The 14,589-nt window shown below is 68.1% G+C and carries 7 protein-coding genes; 1 reads left to right on the top strand and 6 read right to left on the bottom strand.

All coding sequences use genetic code 11. The annotated features are described in order from the left end of the window. Nucleotides 1-4: 4 nt before the first annotated feature. The 3 genes from ACLJEU_RS21380 to ACLJEU_RS21370 all read right to left on the bottom strand — a co-directional run bounded on the left by ACLJEU_RS21380 (nucleotide 5) and on the right by ACLJEU_RS21370 (nucleotide 5,109). Complete coding sequence (locus ACLJEU_RS21380) at nucleotides 5-2,434, bottom strand: fused MFS/spermidine synthase (RefSeq protein ID WP_414663781.1); 2,430 nt, start codon at nucleotides 2,432-2,434, stop codon at nucleotides 5-7. Between the two features lie 338 nt (nucleotides 2,435-2,772). Continuing rightward, a complete protein-coding gene (locus ACLJEU_RS21375; RefSeq protein WP_414663780.1) occupies nucleotides 2,773-3,705 on the bottom strand; it encodes a glycoside hydrolase family 43 protein in 933 nt (310 codons plus the stop codon). Between the two features lie 18 nt (nucleotides 3,706-3,723). Further along, entirely contained in the window at nucleotides 3,724-5,109 is a 1,386-nt protein-coding gene (locus tag ACLJEU_RS21370; RefSeq protein WP_414663779.1) for a GDSL-type esterase/lipase family protein, read from the bottom strand. Between the two features lie 29 nt (nucleotides 5,110-5,138). Here ACLJEU_RS21370 and ACLJEU_RS21365 point away from each other — a divergent pair, with 29 nt between their 5' ends. Next, the gene (locus ACLJEU_RS21365; protein WP_414663778.1) at nucleotides 5,139-5,918 is read left to right on the top strand and encodes a FecR domain-containing protein; all 780 of its coding nucleotides are present in this window, start codon (nucleotides 5,139-5,141) and stop codon (nucleotides 5,916-5,918) included. A gap of 43 nt (nucleotides 5,919-5,961) precedes the next feature. On the opposite strand, the gene ACLJEU_RS21360 is transcribed toward ACLJEU_RS21365, so the two are convergent. The 3 genes from ACLJEU_RS21360 to ACLJEU_RS21350 all read right to left on the bottom strand — a co-directional run bounded on the left by ACLJEU_RS21360 (nucleotide 5,962) and on the right by ACLJEU_RS21350 (nucleotide 14,537). Continuing rightward, on the bottom strand, nucleotides 5,962-8,787 hold the full coding sequence (locus ACLJEU_RS21360; RefSeq protein WP_414663777.1) for a hypothetical protein: 2,826 nt from the start codon (nucleotides 8,785-8,787) through the stop codon (nucleotides 5,962-5,964). Nucleotides 8,788-9,168: 381 nt separating this feature from the next. Then, a complete protein-coding gene (locus tag ACLJEU_RS21355; RefSeq protein WP_414663776.1) occupies nucleotides 9,169-11,724 on the bottom strand; it encodes a CAP domain-containing protein in 2,556 nt (851 codons plus the stop codon). A 134-nt stretch (nucleotides 11,725-11,858) separates the two neighbouring features. Beyond that, entirely contained in the window at nucleotides 11,859-14,537 is a 2,679-nt protein-coding gene (locus tag ACLJEU_RS21350) for a helicase C-terminal domain-containing protein (RefSeq protein WP_414663775.1), read from the bottom strand. Nucleotides 14,538-14,589: the final 52 nt, after the last annotated feature.

Genomic DNA, 14,589 nt, shown 5'->3' with positions numbered 1-14,589 from the left:
CCCGTTAGGGCAGCGGGTTCGCGGCGAGCTCGCCAAGTGCCTGGCGGAGCGACAGGAGGCGTTCAGGCGAAGCGAGGAAGAGATCGCTGGGAAACGTGCGCCGGCCGAGGATCTCGGCGTAGGTGTCGGTGCCTTTGTTGGAGTCCAGCTGCAGTCCGGCGAGATACTGGAGCCGCAAATTGCGATCGCGGTTGATCTCGGCCGGAGCGAGCCACGTCTTGAGTTCGGAAAAACGTCCGGCGTAGGTCGACAGCAGATCGACCGCCGACCCAAGACCAAGATCGGTCAGCGCCGCGCGCACCGTGCGATGATCAGTGCGTTCGAACCGTTGCTGCAGCGCGTCGACGTCCACGGCCAGCGGCTCCGCCTGGCCCAGCATGACCGTGTCGTAGCCGAAGCCCTCGTCGTCGTTCGCCCAGATCGTGCCGTGCGGAAACACGGTGAAGAACGTCGCAATCTCGCTCTGCACCACCGCGCGATCCGCCTCGTAGAGCGGCACCCATTGCGTGACGAGCCCGCCCGGCTTGAGCCGCTCGCGGCAGAGCTCGAAATACTCCTGGGAATACAGCACCGCCGAGCCCTTCACCCACGGATGAATCGGATCCGAGGTGATGAGATCGAATTTCTCGCGGGTCGTGGCGATGAAGTGGCGCGCGTCGTCATACACGATTTGCACGCGCGGATCGCGGATGACGTCGTGGTTCTCGAGCCGGAAGTGACTCGCGACCACCTGGGGGATCAGCGGCTCGATGTCGCAGATGACGATGCGCTCGATCGAGGGATGTAGTACAAACGTCCCCGACGTGACGCCCGCACCGCAGCCGACAATCAGCACGGACTTCGGATTCGGATGCAGCAGCGCGGGAATGTGCCCGAGCATGCGTTGGAGCCGCATGTCCTTCTCCAGACTGGAGGCCTCGGTCTTGCCGCTGACGTGGAAGAAACGTGCGCCACCTGCGGTCTCTGACACCGCGACGGAGGAGTTCATGCCTTCGCCGAAATAAAGCAGGTGGGCGCCGTAATCGGTCGAGGCGATTTGCCGGCCGTACGCGACCAGCTGCCAGGGAATCGCGGGCACGGTGCTCGCGACGACGAACGCCACCGCGATGCCGGCAAGGGCCGTCACCGGCTCGAACCACGGCTTCAGGCGCAACGCCAGCACACCGGCGATCACAGCGAGCGCCATCAAAACGACCTGCGTGTGCTGCGTGCCGAGCGACGGAATCAGGATCAGGCTGGCCAGCACGGCCCCGGCAATGGCGCCGAGCGTGTTGGCAGCGTAGGCCCGGCCGACGAGTCGCGCCGGATCGGCGCCGGGCGATGCCAGACTCGCGAGGGCGAGCGGAAAACTCGCGCCCCACAGCAACGTGGCCGGCAGGATCGCCCACGCGCAGCGCACGAGATCGAACTGGAATTTCGCGGCCAGCGTCGGAGGCGTGGCGCCGCCTGCCTGCCAATACGGCAGCGTGAACGCAATCGCGTGCGCGGCCCAGGCGATCGCGCCGATCTGCAACAACTGACACCCGGCAAACGCGAGCCGCGGCGAACGGACGTTCCGCGCTAGCGAAGCTCCGACGCTGCTCCCGAGGCCGAGGCCGGTGAGAAACACCGCGAGGATGATCGAGAACGTATAAACGGTCGCGCCCAACAGCAGCGACAGCATGCGAGCCCACACGACCTCGGCCGCGAGCGCACAGAAACCGGAAAGCATGATGCCGACAAGCATCAGGCGATGGGACCCCGGGAGCGCAGGCGTCCCGCCTGCAAAATCGCTCGATGCCGGCGGGGCGCCTGCGCTTCCAACGACCCGATGCGGCGCGACCCGCGCGAGGACTAGCGCGATCAAGGCGACAGCGATATTGAGTCCCACCGCACACAGCGTGGCCGTGGTGCCATCATGCACGCGCAGCAGATAGAAGCCGGCGAGGAGACAGCCCAGCACTGCGCCAAGGGTGTTACCCGCATAGAAAAATCCCAGCCACGACAGCCCGCGCGGGCTCGTCTCGATCCAGCGCGCCATCGCGGGCAGCGTCGCCCCCATCAACACCGTGGGTGGTAGCAGGACGATCACGCACACCGTTGCCCGCAGCAGGATGCCGGGCAGGCCGTGACCGACCAGCGAGGTGTACACCTGCCCGAGCACCGGCACCGCCGCCAGAACGACCAGGCCGGCGAGGGCGGTGCCGAACTCGAGGACCGCGTAGACCCGCAACGGATGATGCGACGCCGCGACAAGTTTCGGCAGCGTCAGACTGCCGAGGCACATGCCGCCCATGAACGTGCCCAGCAGCACGGCGAGCGAGACGGCCGACGAACCGATCACGAGCTGCAGAAACTGGAACCAGACAATCTCGTAGATGAGCGCGGCGCAGCCACTGCCGACGAACAGCAGCAACAAGGGAATGAGGAAACGCGGAGACGCGACGCCGGACATGCGGGGTGATTAGGAAAGGCGGGTGGGGCGGCAACCGGATCGAACCCCGGCTACCCTGACGCCCGCCACGCGACGTTCCTTTGGGCGATTTCGCGAGAGAAAAGGGGCGTCGGGCATAGGGCGCAGGACGCACTTTCTCCGACAAAGTTTCCAGCGGATACCCTCTCCCTCAGCTTTCGCGCGGCTAGAGTGGTTCGTGGCTACGAGCGCCAGCGAGTGGTGGCTCGGTCACGCTCGGCCACTCGCTGGCGCTCGTAGCCACACGGGTGGTTCATCCGCGAAGTCCGATCAGACGACCCGCGGAAACCCGCGATAGCCGACCTCACCGCTCGCGAGGCTCAGCCGCGACGCAGGCCGGCGACGATTTCCCGCGACACTTCGATGATCGTGCCGTGACGCATCCGCACGGGCGTGCCTTCGTCCGGCAACACCAGTTTGGGCGTCACGTCCTCCCACGTCTTGAGATCGCGTGAACGCAGCGCGCCGTAGTGCTTCGTCTGGTACGCGTCGTAGTAGACGACGTGATCCTCTCCGATTCGGACCGCGGTCGGACCCTCGACCCAGAGGCCGGCCGGAGTGAAGGGAGCCGAGAGGGCGCGGAACGGCCCGCGGAGGTCGTCGCTTTCGGCGATCTGCAAATACTTCTTCGGCGGTTTGACCGTCTCGTCCTTGATGATGAGGTAGTGCCGGCCGTTGGTGTGGAGAAAAGTCGCGTCGATCACGCTGAAGCCCGGATCGTAAAACAACTGGGTCGGCGCGAACGTCGTGAAGTCCTTCGTCGTGGTGTAATACATCCGGTGATTGTAGGCGTCCTCGGACGTCCCCGCCGTCTGCGCAAAGCGTCCCGGAATGGTCGAGGCCCAGAAGATGAGAAACTCGCCGCGTCGCGCGTCGTGCCCGATTTCCGGCGCCCAGGAATTCCGCACGGTGGGTTCGTGCGCCATCACCGGAATTTCCTGCTGCGCGCTCCACGTGATGAAATCGCGCGTGGACGCGTGGCCGATGTTGTTTTCGTTCCAGCCCGAGGTCCACACGAGGTGAAACACGCCGTCCGGTCCGCGCACGACGCACGGGTCGCGCATGAGTTTTGATTTGCCGACCGTCGGTGTGAGATAACTCCGGCCTTCGTTCAGCCGTTCCCAGCGGTAGCCGTCGGTGCTGGTTGCGAGATGCAGGCCGTCCTCGCCGTTCTTGGTGAAATACGTGAAGAGATAGTCGGCGTGGAGCGGGGCGACGAGGAGGAGAATCAGGGCAAGGCAGCGAACGCGCATGGGAAAACGGGAGAAGGGTTAGCGGGTGGTGGCGTTCGGCTCGTCGCCCAACGGGCGCTGGTTGGTGAACTCGCCGCTCGCGGGCACGGTGAACGTCGCGGGATCGTCGGGCTGGGCGGGATTGAAGGGTGTGAAGTCGTCGACGATCCAGAGGCCAAGCGGCAGGCGTTGTTCGCGGATCGCCTGCACGATGCATTTCGCGAGTTGGTAGCTGCCGTAGTTGTTGTGGTGCGTGTTGTCGACTTTGCCCCCGGGGGTGGCAAACGCGACGGTCGATTTTTCCGGTCCGAGCGCGGCGTACAGGACCTTGCTCATGGCGTTGAGATCGATGAACGCGACCTGCAGTTCCTGCGCGGCCTGGCGCGCGGCGTCGGCGTACTCGATCAACGACGGGCGCACCTGGCCGGCGTCATCGAACCCGCGACGCTCCATCGGGGAGACGATCACGGGAATCCCGCCACGGGCGCGCGCGCCATCGACGTGGCGCTTGAGTTCCTCCTTGTAGGTGGTGAACGGAGCGCCGGATTTCGCCGCGATCTGCTTCTGATCGTTGTGGCCGAACTGCATGATCAGCCAGTCGCCCGGCTGCATCACGCTCAGGATTTTGTCGAGGCGGCGGCGGCCGATCGAATCGCGATACGTTTCTCCGGACTCGCCGTGATTCGCGACCGCAACCACGGGCTTGAACCAGCGCGTGATCATCTGGCCCCAGCTGGCGTACGGCTCCCGCATTTGATCGCACACGGTGGAGTCACCCAGCAGGAAAACGGTCGGGACCTGCACGGGCTCGATCACCACGGCGCAGAGTGCCGGCTGCGCGTCGGCAAACTCCAGTGTGAGGGCATCGTCCCACGCCCACGCCTCCTGCGTTGATTCCCGCGGCGCCTTCAACCGCACTTCGCCGGCGGCGATGGTACCCGTTTGCTGGATGCGCGGCGTGCGGGTGTTGACGATGAAGCTCACCCGCGTGTGGTCGCCCTGCGGGATTTTCACCGTTTCAACCATCAGCCGCCGCAACTCCGCCTTGATCGTCGTGGTCGATGCGCCGGCGGCGTCGCCGAGCGTGACGGTGACGCGGTAGTTGCCTTCACGGGGCAGGCGCACCGTGAAGTGAAACGGCGTGGGACTGGTGACAAACCCGTCGTGCAAGGCGTCGGAGCCCGATCGCGACATGGCCGTGACCGTGGCGCCGGGTTCGAAACCGTGACCACGCTCGCGGCTGTAAAGCGTGCCGGGCGTGACCTGCACGTGGCCCGGCGCCGCGGCACCCGGAGTGAAGTCGAAGGCAAGTGCGGCGTCGGCTGCGCCTGCGGTCGTGCCCGCGACGACGAGAGCCAGCAGAATCAACGGCGTGGCGCAGGTACAAACAGAAGCAGCGTCGAGGTGCAGACGGGGCAGGGGCATGAGGCCAGCGAAGCGGTCCCGATGCCGGCATGCAGCCATCGCTGATGACGGACCGTCAGACGCGACGGTGCCTGAGCGCAAAGAAGCTTGCCCGGGTGGCGGGGGCGCTTACGCCGACAGGGGTGAAAACGTGGCGTTGGACGGGAGCCGGAGTGGCGGCGGGAATCGCGGCGCTCGCGCTGCATGCACAGGTTCCGGAAATCTCGTTGCCGCGACCGGGCGCGGTGGTGATCACGCAGGTTACCGGCGAGGTGTTTGCGTCCGCGGATGAAGTCCGCAAGCCGGTGAAGCCTGACGAACGCGTGCGAGTGGGGTCGACGATCACCACCGGCCGGCGATCGCTGGCGACGGTGACGCTCTCAAACGGCACGACGCTGCAGATCGGATCCGAGTCGGAGGTCGAAGTGGAGGAGTTCGGCCAGGCGCCTTTTTCCGGCTCCGCGAAAGTGGCGGAAATGAAGGAGGAGCCCAGTCTCTCGCGGACGCGCCTGCGATTGGTGCGGGGCGACGTGCAGGTTGAGGTGAAGCCGTTGAAGGTGGCACGCGGTTCCTCGCTCACGCTTGCAACGCCTGCGGGCACGGCGCGCGTCAGCGACGGTACGATTCACGCGCGGCTGAACATGTCGGATCTCGGGCTCGGCGTCTGCACGCTCGAGCTGCAGAAGGGCGCGGCCGAATTCGAAATCATCGGCGCGTCGTACGCCCGGGTGCCGCTCGGCCAGAAACTCGCCTTTGCCCTCGAAGTCGAGAAGGCGACCGGCGTGGTGAAGATCGGCGCGATGCCGAAGGAGAATCCGCCGGCGAAGTGAAACGGGGGCTGAGCATGTCTGCGCTGCTCGCCCGGGCTGCGGCCTACGGCACTTCGTACACCTCAACCATCACGATGCCGGTGGCATTCGGGGACGTCAGCGGCGCAGTGGCCCCGGGTGCGGTGAAGACGGGCGTGGCTCCGGCCTGAAGCGTGTAGGCGCCGGGCGCGAGTGCGTCGACCAGCGCGGCGTCGGCGCTGTTGGTCCGCAACGCAAACGCCCCGACAGCGGGAAACGCGGCCGCGAGCGTCGCGGCACTGGCGGTCGTTCCGCCCTGCGACCAGTTGTTGTTCGTCGCGATGTTCTGGCCGTTGCCGTTGAACACCTGGAGCCGCGGATCGGCGAGCACGGTGTCGGCGGCGACGCCGACCTCCGCCAGACCGGGCCCCACGGCGCGCACGACGAGCGTGCGCGGATTCGCCCCGGCAACGACGATGCCTGGCACGAGTACGCCGCCGGCGTTGCTGATGCGAGCGATGGCGGAGAGATTGGTGAGGCGCGTGGCGTTGCGGCTCACGTCGTAGACTTCGGCGAGGACGTCGCCCGTGGCGCCGTTGATGCCCTTGATTGCGGCGGTGTACGATCCGGGATCGAGCGTGACGAGCAGCGCGCAGTCGGCGTCGCCGGGGGCGAGCGGAAACGCCCCGACCGCCGTGGCGGCGGCCGCGATCGGCGCGGCACCACTGCCCTGCGACCAGCCTTCATTCGCGGCGAGGAGGCGTGAATCCTGCGTCACTTCGAGCCGCGGTGCGGACAACGCGCCCGGTACGCCGAAGCGCGCCAGCGCCGGACCGACGCCGCGGATGAGCAGCGTTGCGCGCTGCGTCCCGGAAATCGTGAAGCCCAGCGTGAGTGCATCACCGAGGTAGGAGATCGTGGAGCGGGTGGAGAGATTCACGAGGCGGCCGGGCGCGGGCGAGGGCGCGTTCCCGGCGCGGCCGTTGAGGAAATTGATCACACGGACGTTGGCGTCGCTGTAGAACTCCTGGCTGGCGTAAGCCACGGCGAGTTGCGCGGCCACGTCGGCGGCGCGCGCCTGGTAGGACACCGGCAGCACGGCCCGCACGGCGTCGACCGCCGGCACCGAGCGCGGATAGTTGTTCGCGTCGAGGAACGCCGCCGCCTTGAGCGCGGACCAGATCGCCTGAGCGTCGGCGGCGGTGAAGTTTGCCGCGGTCAGGCCGAGCATCCGGAGCCGGCTGGCGGGGACGGGCGAAGCGGCATTCGTGACGACGTTGGTCGTGATGCCGCGACCGGCGAGCAGTTGGGAATTGTCGCGTGCCTCCGTCAGGCCGGCGTCACCGAGCAGATCGTCGTGCGCGGCGAGCGCGAAGAAGGTCGGCACGGGGGACGTGACGGCGAGGGCGCCGCCGCCGGTGGCGCAGAAGAGCACGACGCCGCGGACGGCGCGCGACGACGGGGCGGCGGCAAGTTGCTGCGCGTACCGCGCGGCGGCATCCGCGCCGGCGGCGTGGCCGAGCAGGAAAATCGGTTTGCCCGCGGCGAACAGGCCGTCGCGCGCGAATCGATCCAGCGCGGCCGCGAGCGTCGCGGCGTCGGGACTGGCGGCGAGCGTGGCTTGCGTGCTCCAGGTGCCGGCCGTGCGGTTGACGCTGCTCAGCGCGGCGACGCCGTAACCCGCCGCCACGAGATCGCGGGCGAGCGCGAACGACTCCGGCGCGCTGAACCAGCCGGCGGCGGAACCACCGTTGTCGTGCAGGAGAAACACCAGGCCGCGGGCGTCACCGGGAATGTGATACAGCAGCGTGGTGCCGGTCGGACTCGTCGTGGCGATCGGATTGAAGGCGGTGACGGTGGTGGGCGTCCACGGGGCGGCCGGTTTGTACGTGGCCGTCAGGGTCGCGGGCGTCGTCGGAATGGTGGCGACGACGTGCGGCAGCAGCGGCAGGAGCGGGCCGGTGCCGAGCACGGCGACGTCACCGGTCCATTGGTCGAACACCTGTCCGGCCGGTGGCGGCTGGGCGAAAAGATCCACGCGCGTTCCGGCGGGGTAGGTGCCGCCACCCGCGCCGTTGTTGACGGTGAGGGCGACGGGCGCACCGGCGCCGGTGACGAGGACGAATGAACGCAATGTGACGGTGGCGACCCGCTGCAGGGTGACGTCGCACATCACTTCAAGCAACCCGGGCGCGCCCGGCCGCAGCGTGATGGCGTTGGTGCCCTGACCGGTCGCGATCGCGGCGCCCGTGCCGGCGAGAGACCAACGGAACGTCCGGTCGCCGCTCTGGGCGGCCGGGACGCTGGCGGCAATGGTCGGCGTGGCCGTGCCGGTCGTGGCGGGCACGGTGATGGTCCCGGCGAGCGCGGGCGAAAGCACGGTGACGTCCGTCGAGGTGCTGACACTCGTGCCGTTCGTGGTGAAGACGACGTTGAGCGATACCGTGCCGGCCGTATCGGCGGTGAACGTGATCGTCTGGCGCGCCGGATCACCCGTGATTCGGCCGCCCCCGACGGTCCACTGATAGGTCGTGGGGCTGGTGGTCCCCGTGCCGGTGGTCGGCGCGGTCGCGAGCGTGGGAATGACGAGGGTGGCCTCGCTGCGTTGCCCGACGAGAAGTCCGGCGGCGGTCACGATGCGCGGCTCGTTGAGATTAATTGTTCCGCCGCCGCCGGGATTGCCCGGAAAAATGGGCAACGTGATCCCACCGCCCCCGCCCCCAATAATGCCGCCACCGATGCCACCGCCTCCGGGGAGCGGAGTGATGGTGACATCGCCGGGGTTCGGACGCGCGCCCTGTGCCCAGCCGGCGCTGGCGAACACGAGCGTGAGCAACGTGGCGGGAATGAAGCGCGACCTAAACGAAGACAACGCCCCGGGCTGGACGGGGCGGACGACGGATGTGTGCATGGGGCCGGAGAGGTGACGCATGTCCGGAGCCTTTGTTACGGGATCGCCGTTCGGGCGCGAGCCCAACCTGATACGGAGCGAGGCGGCGCCGTGCTGAAGTACCGCCAGCGACCGACATTCCTCCCGGTGCCGTCGGATCCGTCGCGCGCCGCGCAGGGCGAGTCCGGCGGACGGGCAACCGCCCGGGCGCGCCTGAGTCGACCTCATGCACAAGGCCTACCGCGAATCACCCGAACGGACGCGAATTTCAGAGGTGAAAGTGAAGTCCACCCTTCTTCAGTCACGTTCACTGTCGGGTGAGGGATTCTCTCTCTTTGTTTTCATTCGCGTCTATTGGCGTGATTCGCGGGCAACTGATTGATTCCGCCTGAGTCGTCGACCTTACGGAATTTCGTACAACTCGACGAGCGCCACGCCGGTGGTGCCGCCGACGCCGCTGACCTGTGCGGTGTAGTTGCCGGGAGGCAGCGTGACGAGCAGCACGGCGTCGCGACTGCCGCTCGTGAGCGCGAAGGCCCCGATCTGGGCAAACGTGCCGGCGACGGACGGATCCCAGTTGTCGTTTTCCACCAGTTTGCCGGCGCTGCCGTAGAGTTCGAGCTTGGGGTCGGCGAGCGTGCCGCTGACGCCGAAGGCCTCGAGCGACGGACCGACCGCGCGGATGAGCAGCTTCTTCGGGCCGGTGCCCGCGACGCTGAAACCGGCGATCAGGATGTTGCTGCCGGTGCCGACCTGCGAGCGGGCAGAGACGTTGACGAGCCTGGCCGGCGACGTGTCGCCGGCCGTGTCGTAGAGTTCGACCAGCGCGATGCCCGTGCCGCCGTTCGCGCCGCTGACCTGCGCGGTGTAACTGCTCGGCCCGACCGAGACGACCATCGCCGCGTCCTTGCTGCCGTTGGCCAGGCCGAACGCCCCGACGCCCGTGAAGGTGGGCGAGTCCGCGGCGAGCCAGTTGTCGTTGGCGGAAATCTGCGCGGTCTCGCGATAGAGCTCGAGTTTCGGATCGCTGAGCGCGCCCGCCACGCCGAAGGACGTCAGCGCGGGCCCGATGCCCCGGACGAGCAGCGGCTTGTTGCCGCCGCTGACGGAAAATCCGACGATGAGGGTTTGCGGGCCGGTGCCGGCACCCGTGCGGACGGAAAGATTGGAGAGGTAGCTGTGGCTCGGCGCGGGGTCGCTCTGGATGGAGTCGAGCGTCGCGACCGGGCCCCATTCCATCGGGTAGGCGCCGAACATCACGCCGCGCGCCTGCAGCGCCACGGCACTCGTCGTCGCGGGGGCGAACATGAAGGTGCTGCCTCCGGGTACGCGGGTGGCGGCGGCGGCAGCCACGTTCTGCACCCCCGTGACCGCGAGATCGTCGATGAACCAGCCGACCAGGTTGCCGGACTCGGGAATGAACGCGCTGCCGAAGCCCACCGAGTAGACGAGCCGCACGCCAATGGTGCGGCCGGCATAGTCGCCGAGCGGGATCCGGCGGGCGATGTATCCGGATTCCGTGGACGTCGGAAAACCGGTGTTGGTCGGTGACGTGCCCGCCTGCGCAAAGACGTCGTTCCACGAGAGGCCGTCGTCGGTCGACACCTGCACGCGCGCCGTCTCGGTGGCCGTGGCGATGGCGAGCCGGCTGCGAAACGTGATCGCGGCGTCGTTGCCCGCGAGATAGGTGTCGGGCAGCAGCAGCACCTGATCCGAGCGCGGATCGAGGTGGGCGAGCCGGTAGGCCCGCCGGCCGTTCGCGGCCGTGGTGGCTTGTACGACCTCGTAGCCCGCGGTCGTCGCGGGCACGAGGCCCTCGAGTCCGTTTTCCGCGGTGAACGTGACGTTCGCGGGCGAGAGTTGCAGCGTGCGCCAGTCAAAGCCGTTGGCGAACGACGGCTTGGTCAGCGTGTAGGTGTTGGCGGCGGCCAGCGCGGGAGCCGAGGCGCCGCGGATTGTGACCGGGACGAAATCCGCGCCGGGTTTCTCGGGGTCGAATACGGTGACGCGGTAGGTGAAATTGCGCGCGGTGCCGCCGATGCGAACGTTGTTGATCGTGACGTTGTACACTGTGTCGGCCGCCGGCAGCACGTGCGGGGTGGTGACGCTGGGATCGCGGTTGTCGTAGATCCACACGAGCGTCGGTTCGCCGAGATTGGTGCCGACCGGTTCGAGCGTGGCGTTGATGGGCTGGCCATCGCGGGTCATGGCCACTGTCGCCGCGGCGAAGTCGGCGCCGGGATAACTAAACGACCAGCGCGGCCACACCAGCCGGTAGGGCACGAATCCGGCGGGCGGATACGTCACGGCCGTCGCGCGGGTCGCGGGCCGCGGCGCGCCGTACTGGCCGCCGGGTGTCGTGTCGATGACCCACACGGCGTTCGCCGGCCGGAGCGACGTGCTGCCCGCGAGTCCGGGGACGTCACCGCTGCCCATCTGCAGTGTCTGCGGGTAGAGCAGCCAGCGCCGGTGACCGACGACGGCGTTGTTGTCGCCATGGTCGGCGATGTAGCCGTCGATGGCGGCGGGACCGGCCTGGCCGAGCGCGAGATTGGAATTGTAGGCGGCTTCCGCGGCGACCGCGTTGTAGAGATTCCACGTCACCGGCGGCGAATGGCTGAGTGCGTCGTTTACGCTCATCAACAACGCCGCCTGCTGGGCCTTGGCGCTGAAGCTGGCGTTGAACGTGATGTCGGCGGGCACGCCGGCCAGGGCGCGGAAGAAATTGATCCGCAGCCGGGTGGCCTCCTGGTACGCCGCGGACGTGCTGCCGGCGGTGCCCGGGGTGTAATTGCCGGACCAGTCCATCGCCGCCTGCTCCGAGGCGAAATACACCGTGCGGTAAAACTGCCTCACCTCCTCGCGTGATTCCGGATTTACCGACAGCGCCGCGGGTTGCGCCTGCGCAAGGCCGACTCCGCACAGGAGCAGACTGAGTCGGATGAGACAGCGGCGCATACTAGGAGAAGTACGACACGGGGCGCGTCGGGCCAACGTGCAAATCGTCAGTTAATTGTGAAGCTGGAAAGTCATTCCACGCTGCGCCGCCCGCCTCCACCGGCACCCGCGGGGAGAAACGGCCAGCCCGAAGCTCAGTCGCCCAGCCACGCGGCGAACATCGCATCGTCACTTACGGTCGAGCCCTGACGGTATTCGCTCGCGAGGAGTTCGCGGTAATGGGGATCGAGGAACCGCCGGCAGTGCAACACGACGCGCGCGCGCTGGCCGGGTGCGCGCACAAGGCGGCCGAGGGCCTGGTTCACCTTGGTCATGCCCGGAATCTGATACACGCGGCGAAACGCAGCCTCGCGGGTGAGTCCGGCGCGCGCCGCTTCCGCGAGGCGCGCACGCTGCACGGCGTTGACCTCGGGGAGCGCGGGACCGACGACCATCGCGTGCGTCACGCGCCCGCCGAGCGCATCGATGCTTTCCGCGAAACTTGATCCGAGCACGAGGAACACGGCGTCGGCCTGCCGCAGCGATTCGTCCACCCAGACCGACTGCGCCGCGAGATCGCGCAGCTTCGGTTGCAGGGCGACGCGCAGCGCGGGCGCAACCGTCGCGAGTTCGCGGCTGATGGCCTCGGCATACGCGTAACTGGGAAAGAACACCGCGACGCACGCGGTGGCGGCGGCGTTGAGTGCCGAGGGCTGGGCGTTGAGCGCGCGGATCGCGGCGGCGCGCAGCGTCGCGATCGTGGCCGCGGTCGTCGTGTAGTGATGCGAACGGTGTTGGAAGGTCGTGTCGACGCGGGTGTCGAACGCGACGTCGTAGCTGCCGTCCCGCCACGGCGTGTGCGCTTGCAACAGGGCCGGACTGGCGGCGGAACGCGCCTCCTCCACGCGCAATAACTCCGAGCCGCGGGTGAGCTGCTGGTAGAGCTTGCGCGTGTCCCGTTTCGTGAGCGCCCCGAGCCGGTCGGGCGCGGGCGGTTGCGCCGGCGGGGCGACCTCGGGCGGGGCGTCGAGGCCGCACGCCGCGGTGAAACCATCGACCGGCGTCAGCGTGGCGCTCGCGAGCACGACGCCGCCGAACTCGCGCAAGGTCGCGCCGATGGCGGGCGCGGCGTCGAGGCAGGTGAGCGCCAGCTCGCTGTCACGCGGGCACCACCAGAGCCGCGTAAGCGTCGAGGCCGCGAGATCGTCGATCAGCGCCGGCACCGACCACAGCGCGTCCGCCGCGCGCGGACCAAGCGCAGCCAGATCGAGTGGCACCGAACGCACCCGCGCCGCAACTTCGCCGAGCAGGTGGCGGGCGTCGTCCTCGTCGGCGGGCGTCAGCGTATCCGTGGAACGGAGATGGTGCAGAAAGTGACACCAGTGGTCCCACGCGGTGACGAGCGACTCCAGCGGACGCAGCCGGTGCAGTTCGTCGCGCACGGCGTAGGCGTCGAGCGCGGTGAAGGCATGCGAGTAGGCGTCGGCCACGCGCGACGGCAGGTTGTGCGCCTCGTCGAGGATCAGCAGCGTGCGCGCGGCGAGGAAGCCCGGCTGCTCGAAGAAGAGGCCGCGATTCCTTGGTGCGAACACGTAGTTGTAATCGCCAATCCAAACATCGTTGAACGCCAGCGCGGTGCGCGTGATCTCGTACGGGCAGATCAGCGCGTTGCGGCCGGCGGCGCGCAGGGTGTCGAGATCGCGCGCGTGCTGGTCGTCGAGGTAGAAACGCGCCAGCCCGCTCTGCGCCCAGCGGGTCGAGGCGTCGGCCAGATACCGGCAGCTGTCGCGCACACAGTGGAACGTGGTGTTGACGCAGTGCTCGCTCTTGTTGCGCACGTGCCACGCGGCGACGGCGGGCGCTGTCCCTGAAGTTGAAGGTTGAACGTTGAACGTTGAAAGAACCGGACGGATGCCGGTTTCGGATCGTTCGCCTTTCAATTTCGAGCTTTCGACTTTTCCCACGGCGCTGGCCGGTGCCGCCGTCATGAGGCCAAGGGTGCGCACCACCTGCAGCTGGCCGGTGGATTTGCTGGTGAGGTAGAGCGCGCGGTCGAAGTGGCCGGAACGGAGCTGGCCGAGCGCGAACTCGAGCAGGACGCCGGTCTTGCCGAAACCGGTGGGTGCCTCGAACAGCACGAGCGGCTGGCGTTCGAAGCGCGCGGTGAGTTCGGCCTGGGTCGTTTCCTGTCCCTGACGCGGCGTGGCAAACGCGGGTTGAAACCGCAGCCCGCGCAATCGCTCGCGCGCGCGCAGCCGGAGCGAGAGGAATTCGCTGATCCGCTCGAGCTGCGCGCGAAAAAGGCCGTCGTCCCCGGGCGTCAGCTCGATCGTCTGCGCGAGGCCGCTGGCGACTTCGACGAAAACCAATTCGGTCCGCAGAATCGCGGGGGCGGGGGCGGCGGGCGCGTCGAGTGTCGCCTCCGTTGCCAGCGCGCCGAGGCGGGCGAGGGCGCCGTAGCTGGCGAGCTGGATGAAATATTCCGGATAGTCGGCGCGGAGCTCGGCTTCGTCGGCGGGCAGGGGACGCGTGACGGTTTTGATCTCGCGCAGCGAGGTTTTGCCGCCGGTGCGGATCCGCTGATCGATGCGACCGGTGAGCGTGAGCGTCCAGCCGCGGTGGACGATGCGGCCGGTGATGGGAATCTCGAATTCCGCGGCGGCGGCGTGTTCGTCGACGGCGCGCGCGCGGAGTTCGTTGTGCCAGTGCGTCCCCAGTTGCGCGCGCCAGAGGCCGGCTGCGCCGCCGCCCCCGGACTCGCGCGGACCGAGCGAAAACCCGGCGAACTCGCCGACGCTCAGCGCCGCGATCCGTTGGTCGAGATCGAACGTCACGCGGTGGCCCCCACGCGCGGCGGCGCGCCGGTTGACGGGCGTAGTCGCGCGG

This window comes from Terrisphaera buseokensis (assembly GCF_047521145.2).
In the GTDB taxonomy this organism is placed as follows: Bacteria; Verrucomicrobiota; Verrucomicrobiia; order Opitutales; family Opitutaceae; genus ER46.
Note: the sequence above shows the minus strand (reverse complement) of the source record. Positions and strands in the feature narration are given on the sequence as shown.

What these genes read in the sequence shown, in the direction of transcription:
- ACLJEU_RS21380 (WP_414663781.1), bottom strand. Translation starts at nt 2,434, where the DNA reads ATGTCCGGCGTCGCGTCTCCGCGTTTCCTCATTCCCTTGTTGCTGCTG.
- ACLJEU_RS21375 (WP_414663780.1), bottom strand. Translation starts at nt 3,705, where the DNA reads ATGCGCGTTCGCTGCCTTGCCCTGATTCTCCTCCTCGTCGCCCCGCTC.
- ACLJEU_RS21370 (WP_414663779.1), bottom strand. Translation starts at nt 5,109, where the DNA reads ATGCCCCTGCCCCGTCTGCACCTCGACGCTGCTTCTGTTTGTACCTGC.
- ACLJEU_RS21365 (WP_414663778.1), top strand. Translation starts at nt 5,139, where the DNA reads ATGCAGCCATCGCTGATGACGGACCGTCAGACGCGACGGTGCCTGAGC.
- ACLJEU_RS21360 (WP_414663777.1), bottom strand. Translation starts at nt 8,787, where the DNA reads ATGCACACATCCGTCGTCCGCCCCGTCCAGCCCGGGGCGTTGTCTTCG.
- ACLJEU_RS21355 (WP_414663776.1), bottom strand. Translation starts at nt 11,724, where the DNA reads ATGCGCCGCTGTCTCATCCGACTCAGTCTGCTCCTGTGCGGAGTCGGC.